13 protein-coding genes are annotated in these 19,963 nt (G+C 60.3%); 3 read left to right on the plus strand and 10 right to left on the minus strand.

Going from position 1 to position 19,963, the window contains the following annotated elements; genetic code table 11:
- Position 1 precedes the first annotated feature (1 nt).
- Both AC13RE_RS06330 and AC13RE_RS06335 read right to left on the minus strand, forming a co-directional pair.
- Positions 2–2,449, minus strand: coding sequence for a GcvT family protein (locus AC13RE_RS06330; RefSeq protein ID WP_488562304.1), 2,448 nt, complete (start codon positions 2,447–2,449; stop codon positions 2–4).
- 9 nt (positions 2,450–2,458) lie between these two features.
- A complete protein-coding gene (locus tag AC13RE_RS06335) occupies positions 2,459–3,337 on the minus strand; it encodes a phosphotransferase (RefSeq protein ID WP_488562305.1) in 879 nt (292 codons plus the stop codon).
- A gap of 309 nt (positions 3,338–3,646) precedes the next feature.
- Between AC13RE_RS06335 and AC13RE_RS06340 the strand changes: the two genes are divergently transcribed.
- Complete coding sequence (locus AC13RE_RS06340; protein WP_488562306.1) at positions 3,647–4,456, plus strand: DeoR/GlpR family DNA-binding transcription regulator; 810 nt, start codon at positions 3,647–3,649, stop codon at positions 4,454–4,456.
- A 103-nt stretch (positions 4,457–4,559) separates the two neighbouring features.
- Here the strand turns inward: AC13RE_RS06340 and AC13RE_RS06345 are convergent, their stop codons facing one another.
- Entirely contained in the window at positions 4,560–6,188 is a 1,629-nt protein-coding gene (locus AC13RE_RS06345; protein ID WP_488562307.1) for a Hint domain-containing protein, read from the minus strand.
- Between the two features lie 119 nt (positions 6,189–6,307).
- Complete coding sequence (locus AC13RE_RS06350; RefSeq protein WP_488562308.1) at positions 6,308–7,189, minus strand: LysR substrate-binding domain-containing protein; 882 nt, start codon at positions 7,187–7,189, stop codon at positions 6,308–6,310.
- A gap of 115 nt (positions 7,190–7,304) precedes the next feature.
- Here AC13RE_RS06350 and AC13RE_RS06355 point away from each other — a divergent pair, with 115 nt between their 5' ends.
- Positions 7,305–8,324 carry a YeiH family protein gene (locus AC13RE_RS06355; protein WP_488562309.1) on the plus strand — a complete coding sequence of 340 codons (1,020 nt, stop codon included), beginning with the start codon at positions 7,305–7,307 and terminating at the stop codon, positions 8,322–8,324.
- Positions 8,325–8,349: 25 nt separating this feature from the next.
- Here the strand turns inward: AC13RE_RS06355 and AC13RE_RS06360 are convergent, their stop codons facing one another.
- The 6 genes from AC13RE_RS06360 to AC13RE_RS06385 all read right to left on the minus strand — a co-directional run bounded on the left by AC13RE_RS06360 (position 8,350) and on the right by AC13RE_RS06385 (position 18,759).
- Positions 8,350–10,119 (minus strand): bifunctional diguanylate cyclase/phosphodiesterase, encoded by a 1,770-nt coding sequence (locus tag AC13RE_RS06360; protein WP_488562310.1) that lies wholly within the window; start codon positions 10,117–10,119, stop codon positions 8,350–8,352.
- Positions 10,120–10,264: 145 nt separating this feature from the next.
- Positions 10,265–12,049, minus strand: a complete 1,785-nt coding sequence (locus AC13RE_RS06365) for an IlvD/Edd family dehydratase (RefSeq protein ID WP_488562554.1) — start codon at positions 12,047–12,049, stop codon at positions 10,265–10,267.
- Positions 12,050–12,056: 7 nt separating this feature from the next.
- Positions 12,057–12,941 carry an NAD(P)-dependent oxidoreductase gene (locus AC13RE_RS06370; protein ID WP_488562311.1) on the minus strand — a complete coding sequence of 295 codons (885 nt, stop codon included), beginning with the start codon at positions 12,939–12,941 and terminating at the stop codon, positions 12,057–12,059.
- A 326-nt stretch (positions 12,942–13,267) separates the two neighbouring features.
- Complete coding sequence (locus tag AC13RE_RS06375; RefSeq protein ID WP_488562312.1) at positions 13,268–16,465, minus strand: efflux RND transporter permease subunit; 3,198 nt, start codon at positions 16,463–16,465, stop codon at positions 13,268–13,270.
- Between the two features lie 120 nt (positions 16,466–16,585).
- Positions 16,586–17,776, minus strand: coding sequence for an efflux RND transporter periplasmic adaptor subunit (locus AC13RE_RS06380; RefSeq protein WP_132717384.1), 1,191 nt, complete (start codon positions 17,774–17,776; stop codon positions 16,586–16,588).
- A 170-nt stretch (positions 17,777–17,946) separates the two neighbouring features.
- The gene (locus AC13RE_RS06385; protein ID WP_106998673.1) at positions 17,947–18,759 is read right to left on the minus strand and encodes an alpha/beta hydrolase fold domain-containing protein; all 813 of its coding nucleotides are present in this window, start codon (positions 18,757–18,759) and stop codon (positions 17,947–17,949) included.
- Between the two features lie 233 nt (positions 18,760–18,992).
- Between AC13RE_RS06385 and AC13RE_RS06390 the strand changes: the two genes are divergently transcribed.
- Positions 18,993–19,904 carry a LysR family transcriptional regulator gene (locus AC13RE_RS06390; RefSeq protein ID WP_488485150.1) on the plus strand — a complete coding sequence of 304 codons (912 nt, stop codon included), beginning with the start codon at positions 18,993–18,995 and terminating at the stop codon, positions 19,902–19,904.
- The last annotated feature ends 59 nt before the right edge of the window (positions 19,905–19,963 follow it).

A 19,963-nucleotide genomic window follows, 5' to 3' on the forward strand; every position in this document is an offset into this window, starting at 1 on the left:
ATCACCCCTTGATCCGCTCCATCTGCGGATCATAAAGCGGCTTCAGCGACACCTGACATGGGACACGTTGCTGCGCGACATCGAGCTCATAGCGCCCCGAAAGCACGAAATCCTCCGTGACACCCTCGGGATTGCGGATATAACCGTAGCCGATGGCCTTGCCGATCGTGTAGCCATAGCCGCCGCTCGACAGCCAGCCGACGCGCTTGCCGTCACGATAGATCGTCTCGCGGCCCAGAAGCACGATCTCGGGATCATCGGGCACGAAGCAGGCGAGCATCTTCTTGACGCCGGAGGCCAGCTGCCGCTCTACAGCCTCCCTGCCGCGGAATGCGACATCCTTCCTCGTCTTCACCGCCCACGCAAGCCCGGCTTCGACCGGCGTATGATCCGGCCCGATGTCCGAGCCCCAGGCGCGATAACCCTTCTCCAGCCGGCAGCTTTCGATGGCGCGATAGCCGGCATTGACGAGGCTATGCTCGCGGCCGGCCGCCATCAGCACGTCGTAGACGGTAGCGGCATATTCCACCGGCACATGCAGCTCATAGCCGAGTTCGCCGACATAGGTGATGCGTAGCGCCCGTACAGGGCAGCCGGCGATACCGACGGTCTTCACCTTGCCGAACGGGAATGCGGCGTTCGAAACGTCGGCCGAGGTCACGGCCTGCAAGATCGAACGCGACTTCGGCCCCATCAGCGACAGCACGGAATAGGCCGAGGTTACATCCACCAACTCCGCATGCATCTCGGATGGAATATTCCGGGCGATCCAGTCGAAATCATGGGTGGCGAAGCCGGTACCGGTGGTGATGTAGAATTCGTTCTCGGCGATGCGGGCGACGGTGACATCGCATTCGATGCCGCCGCGGTCGTTGAGCATCTGGGTATAGGTCAGGGCGCCAACTGGCTTGGCGACGTCGTTGGAAGCGATCCAAGATATCGCCGCCTCGGCGTCCCTGCCCTTTAGCACGAATTTGGCGAAGGATGTCTGGTCGAAAATGACGGCCGCTTCGCGCACAGCCTTATGCTCCCGGCCGACGGCGCCGAACCAGTTCTGCCGTCCATACGTGTACTCATCCTTCGGTTCCTCGCCGGCAAAGAGATCGGCAAACCAGTTCGGCCGCTCCCAGCCGAGCTTTTCGCCGAAGCATGCACCCTGCGCCTTCAGGCGATCGTAAAGCGGCGACTTGCGGCAAGGCCGACCGCTGGAATGCTCTTCAAAGGGCCACGCCATGGTGTAGTGCTTGCCATAGGCCTCCAGCGTGCGGGTGTGCACCCAGTCGGTGTCGAAATGCGGACGACCGAAACGCCTGATATCGACCGGCCAGAGATCGTAGGGCGGTTCGCCCTTGGCGACCCATTCGGCGAGCGCCATGCCGGCCCCGCCGGCGGAGGCGATGCCGAAAGCATTGAAGCCAGCGCCAATGAAGAAACTCTTCAGCTCCGGCGCCTCGCCGAGAATGAAATTGCCATCAGGGGTAAAGCTCTCCGGCCCGCATAGCAGCTGCTTGACGCCGGCCGTCTGCAGCGCCGGCACGCGCACCAGCGCCTGCTCCATGATCTGCTCGAAATGATCGAAATTGCTGTCGAGCAGCGTGTAGTGAAAATCCTTCGGAATGCCATCGAGCGCCCAGGGAATGGGATTGGGCTCATAGCCGCCCATGACAAGCCCGCCGACCTCCTCCTTGTAATAGGTCAGCCGATCGGGATCGCGCAGCGTCGGCAGATTGGAGGGGACGCCGAAGGATTCGGTGATGAGATATTGATGCTCGACGGAGACAAGCGGGACATTGACACCGAAGCGGCCGGCAAAGGTCCGCGTCCATTGCCCGGCGCAGACAACGACGCGCTCGCATTCGATGCGGCCCTTCTCGGTGATGACGGCGCGGATTCGGCCCTTGTCGATCTCCAGATCGAGAACTTCCGTATCCTCGAAGATCGACACACCGCTCATGCGGGCGCCCTTTGCCAGCGCCTGGGTGATATCGGAAGGATTGGCCTGTCCATCCGTCGGCAGGAAGGCCGCGCCGACGAGGTCGTCGATATCCATCAGCGGCCAGAGATCGAAAGCCTCCTTGGGCGTCAGCAGATGCATTTGCAAGCCAAAGGACTGTGCCGTCGTCGCCTGCCGCTTCACCTCCGTCCAGCGCTCCTCATTGCAGGCGAGACGCAAACCGCCATTCATCTTCCAGCCAGTGGCAAGCCCCGTCTCTGCCTCGAGCTTCTTGTAGAGATCGACGGAATAGCCGAGCATCTGCGTGATGTTGGCGCTTGTCCGCAGCTGGCCGACGAGACCGGCGGCATGGAAGGTCGTGCCCGAGGTTAGCTTCTTGCGCTCCAGAAGCACGGTATCAGTGAAGCCGAGCTTGCCGAGATGATAGGCGGTCGAGCAACCGATGATGCCGCCGCCGATGACGACGGTCTTTGCTGTAGCGGGCAATTCCTTCATCGTGTCACCTCAAGAATTGCGAAAATCCTGCCAGGCGCTCTCGAACCGCCGCAGATTTTCAGCTGTATAGGAAGAATAATCGAAATCGATGTCGGAATGGATTTCCGAAACCATGCTCCACATCGTCTCGCGCAGGAGCGAGGCGCATTTCATCGCCTGATAGCGCCGGCGCAGATCGTCACCGACGGGAGCCTCGAAATAGGCCTCCAGCATCGCCTCTTCCTGCGCCTCGGAGAATTCATTGTTGGAGGCAAGGCCGCCAAGATCGAAAAGCGGCGTGTTGAAGCCGGCATAATCCCAATCGATCAGCCATAGCCGCTTGCCGTCATCGAGGAAATTCGCCGCCAGCAGATCGTTGTGTCCGAAGGCGATTTCGAAAGGACCGGCTTCGCGTTCGAGCCGCTCGGCAATCTCCAGAAAGGAAGGCAGCAACCGCTTGTGGCGACTATCGCCGGCCTCCAGGAGAGCCGCATAATCCCGGACTACATGAAAGACCCAGAAGATCGCCGCCGGTCCGCGAAAGTGCCGGGCGACGTCCCGGTGACAGGACCGGACGAGCGGCACGACGCGGCTCATCATTGCCGGCTTTCTTATATCATCGGCCGATAGCGGTTTTGCATCGATATAGTCGAGCACCAATATGCCGGGCTCGTGATGTATGACGGCAGGCGAAAGACCGGCGGCATGCGCAGCCCTGCTCGCAGCCACCTCGTTTGCGCGGCTGATATGATGAACGGGAATGTCCGATCCAAGCCGCACCACGAAGCGGCGACCATCATTGCCGACCAGATAGTTGCGATTGGTAATGCCGCCGACAAGCGGTTCGATGTCGATCGGCCCGCGCCAGATGCTGAGAGAATGTATCCTGTCTTCCGCTGTCGCAGTCATTCCCCCTCCGGTCCTGCTGCTGAGCATCCTTCGGATGTGAAAGGTTCCCCACAAACGTAAGGCTGTCAAGAACCGGCCCACAAAATGAAACGAATATTTGGTTTTTTGTTGGAATTGATCAGCCATCCCCAATAGGATGAGCTATGGATATTCTGAAGACTACGCTTCACCGTAGGTGAGATTTGTCTTAAAAACTCAGGCGCGAAGCAGCCGGATAAAGGCTGTACGCATTATGGCCCCGGCGGCAGTAGGACAGCCAGTTGGAGCCACAGAAGTTTGGGATCAATACCCACAACAGGATCAGGAACCATGCCGGGCACATCCCAGCCACCGCAGCACTCCAACCATCGCGAACGCGAGATTCTCGAGGAATTGCGGTTAGCCGGCGGCGCCAGCCGCATACAATTCCTGGCCGAACGGCTCGGCGTTTCCGAAGAAACCATCCGACGCAACATCCGCAGCCTTGAGGCCAATGGCCTCGTGACCAAGGTGCATGGCGGGGTCCATATCAAGGACTCGATGATCGAGCCGCCGCTGCATCTGCGGATGAACGAGAATGCCGAGGCCAAGCGGATGATCGCCGCCTCGGTCGCCGCGATGATCGAGGATGGCGATGCCCTCTTCCTCGATGTCGGCTCGACCACTGCCTTCATCGCCGTCGCGCTGCAGAAGCATCAGAACCTCTTCGTCGTCACCAACGCCGTCGCGGTTGCCCATGCGCTTGCCACCCGCAACGGCAATCGGGTCTTCTTTGCGGGCGGCGAACTGCGGGGCCATGATGGCGGCACCTTCGGCATGGAAGCCGCCAATTTCCTGCGCCGATTCAATGTACGCCACGCGATCCTCTCGGTCGGCGCCATCAACGCCGCCTCGGGCTTCATGCTGCATGATCTGGAAGAAGCGGAATATTCGCGGGAAGCGGCCAGCCGCGCCGAAAACTGCATCATCGTTGCCGACAGCGCCAAGTTCGGCCGCAGCGCGCCGATCGTTTTGAATGAACCGGAAAACTTCAACGTTCTGGTCACGGACGAACAACCGCCGGCAGACATTCGCGCCATGCTGGAGCGCAACGAGATCGAGCTCATCATCGCCAACCGGCAACGGAACGAACGGCGTTAAACTAAGATGCGTCAGTTTCATGGGATTATCGTGACGCGACAGCACCGATAAGCTTCTGTCAGGCAAGAGGAAGAAGCCTCCCAATCGATCCTGGTAGGAGCTATCAGGCAGCTTGATCTTGGTCTCGCTCGATTGCGGGTTCTCCAGAAGACTCTGGCGGAATCCAATGCGGCACCGCCGGACCTGCAAATTCGACGGCTAGCCGAAGGGTTCCACTGTAACCTTCCCAAAGCGAGGAAGGCAGACGCGCGCGTCCGGTGGTCCAGCGCCGACGACCGTCTTCGACATGGTGGAAACCATCATTCAGCCGATTATCGTCAGCGAAAATATGCCTAGGCTCCGCTACGCCATCCTCAATGACCAATTTCGAAAAGCAGACGCCGAGCCGGCGACTATCACCGGAAGAGCTAACGAGATCTGGCGCACCCCATTCCGAGACAAGCCATAGTTCCGATACCGACGGCGGGACACGGAACTCTGCCTTGCCATTATCGATAACGGGATCGATGCGTTGCCCATTGGCAAGGAGATGTATGTCGGCAAAGGGATCGTCACTCAAGGTCCACCCCATGTCGAGAGCGCGTGCACGGACTTGCATTCGTACGGCCTCGATCAGCGGCCCACCCGAGACATAGGTCAGGCATCTTTGTTCGTCGTCATTCACCAGCCGGATCGAAGCGCCCATCGTCCGAGAAAAAAAGCTCCGATTGCCGTGATCAACGTAGCTTTCAGTCGACAACCCATTCGTCACGAGAATGTCGTGCTCATCCAGCTCGACATGCCAATATGTAACCTTTTCGCATTCGATATGATCGATTGTTGCTCCATTCACGAGCGCTGAGGCGGGTATCAGAACATCGGTTAAGACGGTAACGCAAATTCCGTGGGCCGGAGAGACGAAGAGGGCATGTGAAGGTTTATTCGGCCCCAGAGCCCCGGCGGCAATCCGGATCGGCCAACAAGCCCGGGGATCGGCCGCTTTGCCGCAATCAAGCTCCGTACTTCCGATCCATCGGATCAGGCGGAGTTGCGACGATGCCGTAACCGCAACATCGCCAATCCGCAAATCCTCGACCGGGATATCTCCTCGTGTGGTGCGTACGAGCGTGCCTGTAACGAGACAAACGACGATCGTTCCGGTGGCGGCATCAAGTACAAACGTCGACGGGTCGAGATCATTAGCGAAGTTGAGCGTATAGTTGCCCGCGGACGTCACGAATGTCGCCGTCTGGCCGTCGACCGAAATGTTCGAGACCACTCCCGGCCCATTATAGGTTATGGTTGCTGAATTGGTTTGGCTGTACTTCTCGATAGTCCCCCCGAATTGAGTGGAAAAATTGAACTGGCCGCCATTGCCCAGCGTTACCACCTGAGAGGAGCCCGACCCGCCCCATTGATAGCTCCCCGCAACGAAGACCCAGCCGACGGCAGAGGTAACCCCGCTGCCCGCTTCGAGGTGGGATAGGGAGCTAACGGAGATACCGCCGCCACCGGTGATCGGTCCGTCTATCTTTATCCAGGTTTGGCGGAAGCCGGCATAAAGGCTCAGGGTGCTTGTGGGCGAAAGAAAGAGGCTACCGATGTCAGGCTGATGTCCATAGGGAGGGGTAATCGTGCCGCCATTATCAACGACAATGGAATCTCCAAAATCGGGAAGAGCGTTCGGTGACCAATTGGCGGGATCAATCCAAAGACCGTTGCCGTCGTGGTTTGTCCAGGTGAACGTTGTCATCGATATCCCCTCGGATCATGACGCCGTCTGAATAAGCCGTAGAGGCGCCTATCGGTTACCGAGCATTACGGTAACGCCCACTCGCTTATTAGTCGAGTAAAATATACGGATTCTTAACTCTAACGTTTACACATCGTCTCAAGCGTCTGCGCGGCTTTGCTTGCATGGCGCTCCTTGTGGCGAAGCAGCCGGAAGCTCCGGGCGGGCAGATCGAATTTTGCCTGAACCAGCAGCCCCTGCCCGAGATAGGCGCTCGCCGCAGCACTGGAAACGGCCGCAGCACTTTGCCCGGCGCAGACTGCGGAGAGCACTGCCTCATTCGAGGGAAGGACCAGCGCCACATCGAGATCACGCGGTGAAGCACCAAGCTTGGCAACTGCATTCTCGAATTCCGAGCGCGTGCCCGACCCCTCCTCCCGCATCACCCAGGACGTGCCGCTGATAAGATCGGCGGCCGTCAATTGCCGGCCGTCCGCCCAGGGATGTTGCGGTGGCACGACGATGACGAGCGCATCCTGTGCAACGATCTTCATCGACAATGCCGGCGCATCCACCTCGCCCTCGATGAAACCCAGCTCGGCCGCACCGTCGATAACCGCTTCGGTGACGGTTCTGGTATTGCCGATCGTAAGGTCCAGGTCGATGCCGGGATATTCGCGACGAAACTGCATCAGCAAGGGGGGCAACCAATAACTGGCGATGGTCTGGCTGGCATAGAGGCCAAGGCGGCCGCGCTGCAGCCCGCCCAATTCCGAAAGCATGAGTTCCGCCGCACGTACGCGTGCGAGAGTCGCCTTGGCTTCTCCGAGGAAGGATCGTCCCGTCTCCGTCAGCTCGATCCGCCGACCGACGCGGTGAAACAGCTCCACGCCGTAATAGGCTTCAAGATTCTTGATCGCAGAGCTGACGGCGGAAGGCGTCAGGTTGATGGCTTCAGCGGCATTGGTCAGATGCTCTCGCTCGGCGACGGCGACGAAGATTGCGAGCTGTTCGAACGTCATGGGAAATCATTCTAATTTATCGAACAAAACATAGGATAATATTCGATGGATGTCGACATCGACAGATGAGACTTTCCAGCCGTCAGCAATCATCAGAAACGAATGACGGCACGCGATGTCTCTCGCTCAACGCGCAAACAAAATTCTCCCCGGCCTCGCGCTTAGCTCGGCCGTTGCTCTTCTGGCCTTTGTTGCAGAGCATGTGGAAACCGGTCTTCTCGGTGCGCGCTGGATCGAAAGCCTCGTGCTTGCCATTGCCCTCGGCATTGCGGTTTGTACGATCAAGCCGCTAAAACCGGCCATGAAGCCAGGCATCGATTTCAGCGCCAAGTTCCTTCTGGAAATCGCTATCGTCCTTCTCGGCGCCTCCATCAGCCTTTCGGCCATCCGCGGCGCCGGCGTCTGGCTGATCGCCGGCATTGCCATTGTCGTCGTGCTGTCGATCGCCACCACCTATCTCATCGGCCGGGCGCTCGGCCTGCCGCCGAAGCTCGCGACCTTGATCGCCTGCGGTAACTCGATCTGTGGCAATTCCGCCATCGTCGCCGTTGCGCCGGTGATCGAGGCTGACTCGCAGGAGATCGCCGCCGCACTGGCCTTCACCGCTGTGCTTGGCATTGCCGCCGTATTTCTCCTGCCGCTTTTCTATTTTCACTTCGGCATGAGCGTACCGCAATATGGGACCCTCGCCGGACTGACGGTCTATGCTGTACCGCAGGTGCTGGCGGCGACAGCCCCTGTCGGGATGCTCGCCGTCCAAACCGGCACGCTCGTCAAACTCGTCCGCGTTCTGATGCTAGGCCCGGTCATCTTTCTGCTCGGCATCCTCACCAAGACCGAGACGACAGCGCCGGATGGACGCAGCGGACATCATTCGCTGGTTCCCTGGTTCATCTGCGGCTTTCTCGGGCTGATGGCACTTCGCTCCTTCGGGCTCATTCCCGATTCGCTGGTGGCCTCGATGCAAACGGCTTCCGGCGTTCTCACTGTCGTTGCGATGGCGGCTCTAGGCCTGTCGGTGAACATTCGCTCGGTCGCCCATGCCGGCGGCAAGGTGATCGCTGCGGCGACGCTATCGCTTTTGGCTCTCGGCGCCATCAGTTATGGTCTGATCGTCGCCCTGCAGATCCAGTAGCATAGGACGCATTCCTGACAGAGGATCAGCTTGGGCTCAATGCTTCGGCTGATTTCAGCAAAGCAGCGGTCTCGCTTTCGCAAGACGGATAGCCGATGGCATAGCCCTGAAGTTCATCGCATCCGACCTCGGCCAGAACACGCGCGTGGTCCTCGGTCTCGACCCCCTCGGCGACCACCTCGACATTCAATGCGCGTGCGATTTCAACGATGGAGCCGACGAGACGCCGCTGCTCTTCGGATACCGTTACGGCGGTCACCAGCTGCCGATCTATCTTCAGCCGCTTCGGCTTCAGCTTGACGAGCCCGATCAACGACGCGTGACCCGAGCCGAAGTCGTCGATCTCGATATCGATCCCCATCGCCTTGATAGCAGCGATATTGGCAAGCACCACCTCGTCCGGCTCATCCAGAAAGATGGTCTCCACCAGCTCGAAGGCTATGGCGCCGCGCGGTATTCTGAGCGCACGCAATCCATCGATCAGATCGGGGTCAGCAAGCCGGCGGCCGGAGATATTGACGGCAATGCGCGGCGGCGAAAGCCCCCGCGAAACCCAAGCTGCCCGATCTGCCAGCGCCCGTTTCAACACGGCCGCATCGATTTCTGCTGTAACCCCATATTCGTCTGCGACCTTGAGGAAGGCGACGGGACTGAGCAATCCCCTCACCGGGTGGCGCCAGCGTGCCAGCGCCTCCAGTCCGACGATGTGCCGGGTCTGCGCATTCACTTGGATCTGATAGAAAGGTTCGATCTGCCGCAGCATAGGCGCCAATCGCAGCTCGTCGGCCAGACGGCGTTCCGCATGCAGATCGGACTGGAGCTGCGGCGTGAAAAACTCCACCCGGTTGCGGCCGAGTTTCTTGGCCTGGAAAAGAGCGACATCGGATTCTGCCAAAAGATTGCCGGTGCCGCTCGTCTTACCTACCGCCACGCCGATGGATGCGCGGATCCGCAACATCTCGTTGCCGAAACGCACTTCTCGGCGTAAGCGCGATAAAATATCGTCAGCGATCACCTGAATCCGTTCGATACTGCCGATATTGACCAGCACGGCGACGAACTCGTCGCCCCCGATGCGGGCAACGACATCGTTGGCGGTGATCGCTCCGGAAATGCGGGCGGCAGCGCTTTGCAGCGTAGCATCACCGGCTGCATGGCCCCATTTGTCGTTGATCTCCTTGAATCCATCGAGATCGATATGGAGTATCGCCAAAGTTTCGATAGAGGCGTCTTTGCGCAGCTCGGCCAGACGCCGGTCGAAATAGCGGCGGTTCGGAAGACCCGTAAGATAATCGTGATCGGCGGCATGCTCTATTCGCGCGCGGCTATGCTCCAAGGCGACGGCGCGTGCTTCGGCGATAGCCTTTTGGCCGGACAATTCGCGATTGAGCAGGACGTCGGCAGTGACGTCCCATTCCGCGCCGATGAAGGAAGGTGCCCCCTCGGCGTCCTCATAGTAATGCGCGCGCGAACGCAGATGACGCACCTCGCCTCCTGGCAGGATGATGCGGAATTGGGAATTATAGAAACCCTTCGTGGCCAGCGCGGCATCGAAGTCTTGGATGGCCCCTTCGACATCCTCCGGATGCAACGCATTCATCCAGACGTCGGAGGAAACCTTGCGCTCTTGGAGCCCGGTTTCGTAGAGCTTATGCATCTGCTGGTCCCAGAGCAGTTGCTGCTCATTGACGTTATGCTGCCACACGCCGATTTGAGACGCCTCCAGCGCCAGCTCCAGCCTCCTCAAAAGGTCCTGGAACTCTTCTTCGCTTCGCCCTGATATCGTCTCTGCCAAAGAGCTCCACCCCCTTCGGAAACTGAAGAGACTAGCTAACCGCAGCCAATGATAGTTGCACTACTCCCTTTCGCGAACTTTAATGGCTGCGCAAGCTACCCAAATTAACAGCAACGCCGCAATCCCTGCCGCCGGCCATGCCCCGTCAATGATTATGCCGCGGCGGATTGGCGGCGATGTCGCGGAAATCGGCGGCCCCATCGAGCACGGCTCCATCGGAAAGCTGCGTGACCGAACGACGATAGATTCGCTGCCATGGCGTCGCGTCCGGCGGCACCGGCGGAATTCCATCGCCCTTGCGGCGGGCAATCTCTGCCTCTTCCACTAGCATGTCGCACCGCCCTTGATTGAAGTCGATGCGGATGATGTCGCCGGTCCTGAGCCAGGCAAGGCCGCCACCGGCCGCGCTTTCCGGCGAGGCGTTGAGGATCGAAGGGCTGTCGGCCGTACCCGATTGACGTCCGTCGCCGATCGTTGGCAGGCTGCGGATGCCGCGCTTCAGGAGCGCATCGGGCGGCTGCATGTTCACGACTTCCGCCGATCCCGGCCAGCCGATCGGCCCCGCGCCACGAATGACGAGAATGGTCTTTTCGTCGATACCGAGATCGGGATCGTTGATGCGCTTGTGATAATCCTCCGATCCGTCGAAGACGACCGCCCTGCCCTCGAACACGCCCTCGTGCCCCGGCTCCTGCAGGTAGCGGCTGCGGAAGTCTTCCGAGACGACGCTCATCTTCATGATGGCGAAGTCAAAGAGATTGCCTTTGAGCACCAGGAAGCCGGCGCGCTCCTTCAGCGGATCGGCAAAGGGGCGGATCACCTCGCGATCGGTCGCTTCCTTGCCCTTCAAATTCTCCGCCATCGTCCGCCCTGTGACCGTCGGACAGCTGCCATCGAGCTTGCCGGCCTGCAGCAGCTCCCACATGATAGCCGGAACGCCACCGGCGCGATGGAAACGCTCGCCGAGATAGGCGCCTGCCGGCTGCACATTGGCAAGCAGCGGAATGTCGAAGCCGTGCACCTGCCAGTCGTCCGGAAAAAGCTCGACGCCGGCATGCTTGGCCATGGCGGCCAGATGCGGCTGTGCATTGGTCGAGCCGCCGATGGCGGAATTGACCCTGATGGCATTGAGGAAGGCCTCGCGCGTCAGCACATCCGAAGGCTTGATATCCTCCAGCACCAGTTCCACGGCCCGCCGTCCGGTGCGGTAGGCCATCTGGCCGCGCTCACGATAGGCACCGGGAATGGCGGCGCAGCCGGTGAGCGACATGCCGAGCGCTTCGGCCATGGCGTTCATCGTCGAGGCCGTCCCCATCGTATTGCAATGACCGATGGAGGGCGCCGAGGCAAGCGAGGCCCCCATGAACTCCTCCTCATCGATCTCGCCTGCCGCCAGCTTGCGGCGCGAACGCCAGATCACCGTGCCGGAGCCGGCAAGCTCGCCCTCATGCCAGCCATCGAGCATCGGGCCGCCGGACAGAACAATCGCCGGAATATTGACGGTCGAAGCCGCCATCAGCGCCGAGGGTGTGGTCTTGTCGCAGCCGGTGGTCAGCACGACGCCATCGAGCGGATAGCCATAGAGCACTTCCACCAGGCCGAGATAGGCGAGATTGCGATCGAGCGCGGCCGTCGGGCGCTTGCAGTTCTCGAAGATCGGATGGGTCGGAAATTCAATCGGAATGCCGCCCGCATCGCGGATGCCGTCGCGCACGCGCTTTGCAAGATCGAGGTGATGGCGGTTACAGGGCGTAAGATCGCTACCGCTCTGGGCAATGCCAATGATCGGCTTGCCCGACCGCAGCTCCTCCGGCGTGATCCCGTAATTCATGAAGCGTTCGAGATAAAGCGCCGTCATATCGATATGATCGGGATTGTCGAACCAGTCCTGCGAACGCAGACGACGCTTGGATGCACCCTTATCGCTCATCTCTTCCTCAAGCCTTTCCTCGGGCATTCTTGTCTTCCAGATGTTGCAGCAAACCGCTGTGATCCTGCTCACCGCCGCCATTCTCGACGAATTCGGCAAACTCGGCACGGACGGCTTCGGTCAGCGGCAGATGAAGCGACAGGTTCTGTGCCGCCGCCAGGACCGTATCGAGATCCTTCAATTGATTGCGAGCAGTGCCGCCCGGCTCGAAGTTGCGCTCAATCATACGCTGACCATGCAGCTCCAGAATCCGGCTTTCCGCAAAGCCGCCGCGAATGGCATCCCGAAACGCCTCACGCGAACCGCCACCGGCCTCGACCAGCAGCATCGCTTCCGCAACGGCCCCGATGGTTACTGCGACGATCTGCTGATTGCCGAGCTTTGCGAGCTGGCCTGTTCCGCTCGGACCAACGCGAGTTACACGCCCGAGCGGCGCCATGATATCGCGGACGCTGTCGATGATCGTGGCATCGCCGCCGGCCATGATTGCGAGCGTCCCGGCAGCCGCCCCGACCACACCGCCGGAGACCGGCGCATCGATGTGCCGGATGCCACGCTCTGCAAGTTTGAAGGCGTGTTCGCGGGCGGCGGCCGGCGATATCGAGCTATGGTCGATTACGATCGTCCCAGCCTCCAGCACATCGGCGACACCGCTGCCGAACAGGACTTCACCAACGGCGCCGCCGTTTGTCAGCATGGTGAAAAGAACAGACGCTCCTCGAGCAGCCTCTACGGCAGTATCGGCGACCGTCGCACCATCTGCCGCCAGAGGCTCGGCCTTGCTCCGGTCGCGATTCCAGACCGTCACCGCAAAACCAGCAGCAAGCAGCCGCCGTGCCATCGGTGCGCCCATCAATCCCGTTCCGAGAAAAGCGATCTTCCTGCCCTGCATAAACTATCCTCCGAATAGGACCGCATCGGACACCGAAACAGAACAACGGAGCATTTTCGCCGTGCGAATGCGGCGACGGTCTTCCGGCTGCGGTGGCCTCAACTCCCATATTCCACGGGCGCCTCCACGCCCGATGTACGTCAATCAACTGTTCCCAAAGCTTGATAAACCTCTGGTGCCATCATGCAAAGGAAATCAGCGACCACCCAGCAAATTCTTCGAAATAAGGGTAAATTAGCTAAGGCGAAAATATGAACATAGAAAAGGCGGGACCTTTCGGCCCCGCCTGGCATGTCGAGTACTGAAGTTAAGTCTCGGCACGGCCCCTATTCGGCGGCGATCGGGAGTACCTCCGCCGAATGTTCGTTGTCGTTGTGGTGATGCTGCTTGAGCGGACGGTTGCCTGTCAGCCTGCGAATCAGCACGTAGAAGACCGGCGTCATGAAGATGCCGAAGAAGGTGACACCAATCATGCCCGAGAACACCGCGATACCCATGGCAGCACGCATTTCGGAACCGGCACCGGTCGAGGTGACCAGCGGCACGACACCCATGATGAAGGCCATGGAGGTCATCAGGATCGGGCGCAGACGCAGGCGGCTGGCTTCGATCGCAGCCTGAACCGGCGTGCGACCCTCGAATTCCAGCTCGCGGGCGAATTCCACGATCAGGATCGCGTTCTTGGCTGATAGACCGACGAGCACCACCAGGCCGATCTGAGTGAAGATGTTGTTGTCTCCACCCGTGAGCCAGACGCCGGTCAGCGCCGCCAAGACGCCCATCGGCACGATCATGACAATGGCGAGCGGCAAGGTCAGGCTCTCGTATTGGGCGGCCAGCACGAGGAAGACCAGGAGCAGCGCCAGCGGGAAGACAACGACGCTAGAATTACCGGCCAGGATCTGCTGGTAGGTCAAATCAGTCCATTCGAAGTCTATACCGGGGGGCAACGTCTCATGCAGAATCTTCTCGATCGCTGCCTGTGCCTGGCCGGACGAGAAACCGGGCGCCGGGCCGCCGTTGATGTCAGCCGCCAGGAAGCCGTTATAGCGGTTGGTGCGTTCTGGACCTGTCGTGGCATCCACCTTCAGCAGGGCTGAAAGCGGGATCATCTGACCCGATGCCGAACGAACCTTCAACTGGCCGATATCTTCCGGCTGAGCGCGGAACTTGGCATCGGCCTGCACGCGGACGCTGTAGGTGCGGCCGAAGGCGTTGAAGTCGTTCACATAGAACGAACCGAGATAGATCTGCAGCGTCTGGAAGACGTCGGTGACGGAGACTCCGAGCTGCTCGGCCTTGGCGCGGTCAAGATCGGCAAAGAGCTGCGGCACGTTGATCTGGAAGCTCGAAAAGATCCCGGTGAGTTCCGGTGTCTGGTAGGCCTTGCCGATCACCGCCTTGGCCGCCTGGTCGAGCGCATGGTTGCCGAGGCCGGCGCGATCTTCGATCTGCAGCTTGAAGCCGCCTGTCGTACCGAGACCGTTGACCGGCGGCGGCGGGAACATGGCGATGAAGGCATCCTGGATGGCGCCGAACTTCTGGTTCAGTGCCATGGCGATCGCCCCGCCCGAAAGGTCCGGCGTCTTGCGCTCGTCGAAGTCCTTCAGCGTCACGAAAACGATGCCGGCATTCGACGAATTGGTGAAGCCGTTGATCGACAGGCCCGGGAAGGCGATCGCATTGGCGACGCCCGGCTGCTTCAGCGCGATGTCCGTCATGCGCTTAATCACGTCTTCCGTACGGTCGAGGCTTGCGGCATCCGGCAACTGTGCGAAGCCGATCAGATACTGCTTGTCCTGCGACGGCACGAAACCGCCTGGAACCGTTGTGAACAGGCTATAGGTCGCTCCCACCAGCGCGAGATAGACCACCATGACGATGCTCTTGCGTGACAGCAGGCCGCCGACGCCCTTGCCATAGTATTTCGAACCGGCTCCGAACGCTCGGTTGAAGCCGCGGAAGAACCAGCCGAAGATCGCGTCCATGATCCGCGTCAACCCATCCTTCGGCGCATGATGACCCTTCAGGAGCAGGGATGCCAGTGCCGGAGACAGGGTGAGCGAGTTGAAGGCCGAGATGACGGTCGAGATGGCGATCGTCAGCGCGAACTGGCGGTAGAACTGGCCGGACAGGCCGGAGATGAAGGCGAGAGGCACAAAGACCGCGACGAGAACCAGCGCGATCGCGATGATCGGACCGGAGACTTCCTTCATGGCCTTGTAGGTGGCGTCTCGCGGACTGAGTCCGTTCTCGATATTGCGTTCGACGTTCTCGACCACCACGATCGCGTCGTCCACGACGATGCCGATCGCCAGCACCAGGCCGAACAGACTAAGCGCGTTGATCGAGAAGCCGAAGACATACATCACCGCAAAGGTGCCGATGATCGACACCGGAACGGCGATCAGCGGGATGATCGAGGCACGCCATGTCTGCAGGAACAGGATGACGACGAGGACGACGAGCGCGATGGCTTCGAGCAGTGTGTCGATCACCTTCTCGATCGAGGCGCGGACGAATTTCGTCGTGTCGTAGACGATCTCGTACTTAACGCCCGCAGGCATGGCCTGCTGCAGCACGTCCATGGTCGAGCGCACATTGTTCGCGATCTCGATCGCGTTCGAACCGGGCGCCTGGAGAACGGCGACGGCGACGGCCGGCTTGCCGTCGAGCAGCGAACGCAGCGTATAGTCTTCCGCGCCGAGCTCGACGCGGGCGACGTCGCGAAGACGGGTGATTTCGCCATTGGCGCCCGTCTTGACGATGATGTTGCCGAACTCCTCAGGTGTGCGCAGTCGGCCCTGGGCGTTGACGTTAAGCTGCAGATCCACGCCCGGCCGGCTGGGTGAGGCACCAATGATGCCGGCCGCAGCCTGGACGTTCTGGGAGCTGATCGCATTGCTGATGTCGCTGGCCGCAAGATTATGCTCGGCGGCCTTCTGCGGATCGATCCATACGCGCATGGAATAGTCGCCGGCGCCGAAGACCTGCACCTGCCCGACGCCTTCGATCCGGGCAAGTCGATCCTTGATGTTCAGGGTCGCATAGTTTCGCAGATAGGTGATGTCGTGGTCGGCTCCGTCCGAGACGAGGTTGACGACCACGATGAAGTTGGGCGAGCTTTTGATGGTCGTGATGCCGAGAGCACGGACTTCCGCGGGCAGGCGCGGCTCGGCCTGCGAAACGCGGTTCTGTACGAGCTGCTGCGCCTTGTCCGGATCGGTGCCGAGCTTGAAAGTGACCGTCACGTTGAGAGCGCCGTCTGATGTCGCCTGGCTGGACATGTAGAGCATGCCCTCGACGCCGTTGATCTGCTCTTCGAGCGGCGTCGCCACCGTTTCGGCGATGACGGTCGGGTTGGCGCCGGGATAGGTGGCGTGCACGACAATCGAGGGAGGCACGACCTCTGGATATTCGGAGATCGGCAGCGCTCTGAGGCCGATCAGGCCGGCGACCACGATGAGGACCGAAAGAACACCGGCAAAGACCGGACGGTCGACAAAGAATCTGGAGATGTTCATATCAAAGCCCCCTCTGGGGTGAGAACGGATGCAAAATTCCTGTCCGACGATTTGAGAGCCGCCGGCGGATCATGTGATTTCGGAATGTCGGCCTTCTGCCCACGGGCAGAAGGCGAAGTTTTACTGAGCGGTCGCGACCTTCTCGGCCAACTGCGGCGCGACGACTGCACCGGGACGGATGCGCTGCAACCCGTTGACGACGATCTTTTCGCCGGCTTTCAAGCCGTTCTCGATCACCCGCTGGCCATCGACCAGCGATCCGAGCTGGACCTGCCGGTAATTGACCTTGTTCTCACCATCCACGACGAAGACGAACTTCTTGTCCTGGTCGGTGCCGACTGCACGATCGTCGATGACGATCTTATTCTCAGCCTTCGGCTGACCCATACGGACCCGTACGAACTGACCGGGGATAAGACGGCCGCCTGGATTATCAAAGACGGCGCGAACGCTGACGGTGCCGCTCGCCGCATCGACCTCGTTGTCGATCAACTGCAATTTGCCCTTGATCGGCGTGCCATTGTCGCTTGCCGTACCGATCTGAACCGGGATCTGCTCGACCGGCGGAAAAGCGCCTCCGGTTGCCGGCAGTTCGGCCAGAGCCTGGGTGACGGTCTGCTCGTTGGCGCTGAAGCTCGCATAGATCGGATCGACCGAAACCAGCGTCGTCAATGCCGGCGACGTCGAGCCGGCCGCCACAAGATTGCCGACAGTAACGGCGATCTTGCCGACGCGGCCGGCGATCGGGGCGCGGACCTGCGTATAGTCGAGGTTCAGCTGCGCGGTCTGAAGGGCCGCTTGCGCTGCCTTCAGATTGGCTTCTGCCTCGGCAGAGTTGCTGGTGCGTGTATCCATGTCGCTCTGCGAAATCGTCTTGTTGTCGAAGAGCTTCCGGCCGCGATCGATTTCGACTTTGGCGAGATCGAGCTTGGCTTTTGCCGCCCCCACCTGCGCCTGAGCTTGGGCAACCACCGCCTCATAGGGCGCCGGATCGATCGTCACAAGCAGATCGCCTTGCTTGACCAGCGCGCCTTCGCGGAAATGCACTGATTGAATCGCCCCGGCGACACGCGGACGGATCTCGACACGGTCGATAGCCTCCAGACGGCCGGAAAATTCCTGCCAGGATGTGACGTCACGCGGCTCGACAGCCGCGACCGTAACAGGGATAGCCGGCTTCGCAGCCTGGCTTGCCGCCTCGGTCGCCTGGGCGCCGCGCGGCAGATCCAGATAGAAGGCCGCGCCTGCAACAGCCGCAGCAACACCCATGCCGGCGCCCCACAGGGCCCAGCGCTTATCGTTGGACTTCATGTCAGTCTCTCCTTTGGCCCCGTCTTGGGATACGGGACCGCAAATTCCTATCGTCTCAACAAAATCAGGGGCCGAAGCACCGCGCATTCGCGTGACCATCGCTCCGGTCTCATGCCTTCGACATCAGTCCAATCCGCGCTCATTCCTCGCAAACGGGATACTCTAGTCGATCAAGCCTGCACGTCTTCGACAAAACCCTTGAAACAACAACAGATATCCTGCTGCCATGAAGGCCTGTCCTTCGACTGCCCGCCATAGAGGGTGGGCCAGCCTGTCCCGGCGGGAAGGACTTGCTGGCGAACACGGACGCCAGCCGCTTTCAGCCGACTGCCGTATTCCATGCTCTCGTCGCGGAGCGGGTCGTCCTCGGCCGTGAGCACCAATGCCGGCGCGAGGCCCGAAAGCCGCGAACAGTATCGAGGCGCTGCATAGGGGTGACAGACACCGCCCAGGAAACCCAGGTAACGGTTCCAACCCTCCGTCCAGCGCTCGCGCATGCCGCTTTCCTCCGCCTGGAGGAAAGATTTCGACCCCATGAAGGGATCAAGCAAAGGCGATATCAAAACCTGTCCGTCCAACGAACCGGGTATCTGATCGCGCGCCTTTAAAGCAACGCCCGCTGCGACATTGCCACCCGATTCCTCTCCGGCGACAAACAGCAGCGATTTTTTCGCCCCGCCCAGCGCAAGCATGTTCCGCTTGTTGCTGAGATAGGCGAGAAGTCCGTAGGCGCATTCCAGCACCTTCGGAAAAGCATTCTGATTGCAGCTCGTATAATCCGCTGCAACCACGATGGCGCCGGCCTCAGCGAGGCTTGCCGCCACCGGTCTGTTGGTCGCGTGGTCGGTATCAAGAAAGGCCCCCCCATGCAGGTAAAGCACCAGCGGCGCAGCCTTCTTCAAACCATCACCGTTGTAGATCCGAGCTGCCACCGGCCCCGTAGGCACGTTTTCCAGCACAACATCTTTCCACGGCGCACTCATCGACCCAAATCCCTGTCTGCTCGAGCGAATATGTCCCAATCCAAAAAGCGGTTTACTACGCTTTGTGACCATATTCTCGAAATGCGGTCTTTGGCGCCCCCATGCCGCATTGCAACAACTTACGAAACAACATATTGTTATTCCGCTCTGAGAATAAGTAGCCTACATTCGATCAGACTATTCAGAATAACAAACAATCGGCCTCTTCATTTTCGGCCGAGGGGCATCATGGAATGGACCAGTTGTCAGCAATGCGGGCATTCGCGCGTGTGGTGGAGACGGGTAACTTTACCCGCGCCGCGGCAGCCCTTTCCATGCCGAAGGCGACGGTGACGACGCTCATCCAGTCGCTTGAGGCGCATCTGCACGCCAAGCTTCTCAATCGTACCACACGGCGCGTCATGGTGACGACCGATGGCGCTCTCTATTACGAGCGCGCCATTCAGATCCTCTCCGAGATAGAAGAGCTGGACGGCAGCATCAGCAATTCGCAGAGCCTGCCAAGCGGCCGCCTGCGCGTGGAAATGGCCGGCGCCTTTGCCGAAAAAATCGTCATGCCGGCGCTTTGCGATTTCCACCAGCGCTATCCCGATATCCATATCGATCTCGGTGTCGGCGACCGGCTCGTCGACTATCTCGCCGAAAATGTCGATTGCGCGCTGCGCGCCGGCATGCCGAGCGACCAGTCGCTGATCGCCCGCCGCGTCGGCGAGATCCACCTCATCACCTGTGCGGCTCCGCTTTACATCGAGAAGCACGGCTTCCCGGAACGGCCGGAGGATCTGGAAACCAGCCATTATGCGGTCAGCTATTTTCGCGCGCAAACCGGTCGCACGATTCCGTTCCTGTTCGAACACGGCAACGAGGCGTTGGAAATCAGCCCGCGCTATATCCTTTCGGTGAATGACAGCCGCAGCTATCTCCAGGCGGCGTTGATGGGCCTCGGCATCGCGCAAGTTCCGAGCTTCATGGCTCGGGACGCGCTCGCAAGCGGCGAGCTCGTTCCCATTCTTTCCGGCTGGACCCGGCCATCGCTGCCCCTTCATATCGTCTATCCGCCCAACCGACACCTCAGCAACAAGGTGCGTGTCTTCGTGGACTGGATGGCGAAACTGCTGGTGACCTCGCGAGTAGGCGAGGCTTAAGAATGCGGGCCACCTTCTTCCCCATACTGTGAGAAGAAGGTGGCGCTCACTGCGGATGA

The sequence above is a fragment of the Martinezella sp. CNPSo 3959 genome (assembly GCF_057784355.1).

Excerpts from the sequence above, each read along its gene's own strand:
- AC13RE_RS06330 (WP_488562304.1), bottom strand. The coding sequence starts at position 2,449 with ATGAAGGAATTGCCCGCTACAGCAAAGACCGTCGTCATCGGCGGCGGC.
- AC13RE_RS06385 (WP_106998673.1), bottom strand. The coding sequence starts at position 18,759 with ATGAGTGCGCCGTGGAAAGATGTTGTGCTGGAAAACGTGCCTACGGGG.
- AC13RE_RS06380 (WP_132717384.1), bottom strand. The coding sequence starts at position 17,776 with ATGAAGTCCAACGATAAGCGCTGGGCCCTGTGGGGCGCCGGCATGGGT.
- AC13RE_RS06345 (WP_488562307.1), bottom strand. The coding sequence starts at position 6,188 with ATGACAACGTTCACCTGGACAAACCACGACGGCAACGGTCTTTGGATT.
- AC13RE_RS06355 (WP_488562309.1), top strand. The coding sequence starts at position 7,305 with ATGTCTCTCGCTCAACGCGCAAACAAAATTCTCCCCGGCCTCGCGCTT.
- AC13RE_RS06335 (WP_488562305.1), bottom strand. The coding sequence starts at position 3,337 with ATGACTGCGACAGCGGAAGACAGGATACATTCTCTCAGCATCTGGCGC.
- AC13RE_RS06350 (WP_488562308.1), bottom strand. The coding sequence starts at position 7,189 with ATGACGTTCGAACAGCTCGCAATCTTCGTCGCCGTCGCCGAGCGAGAG.
- AC13RE_RS06365 (WP_488562554.1), bottom strand. The coding sequence starts at position 12,049 with ATGAGCGATAAGGGTGCATCCAAGCGTCGTCTGCGTTCGCAGGACTGG.
- AC13RE_RS06390 (WP_488485150.1), top strand. The coding sequence starts at position 18,993 with ATGGACCAGTTGTCAGCAATGCGGGCATTCGCGCGTGTGGTGGAGACG.
- AC13RE_RS06340 (WP_488562306.1), top strand. The coding sequence starts at position 3,647 with ATGCCGGGCACATCCCAGCCACCGCAGCACTCCAACCATCGCGAACGC.
- AC13RE_RS06375 (WP_488562312.1), bottom strand. The coding sequence starts at position 16,465 with ATGAACATCTCCAGATTCTTTGTCGACCGTCCGGTCTTTGCCGGTGTT.
- AC13RE_RS06370 (WP_488562311.1), bottom strand. The coding sequence starts at position 12,941 with ATGCAGGGCAGGAAGATCGCTTTTCTCGGAACGGGATTGATGGGCGCA.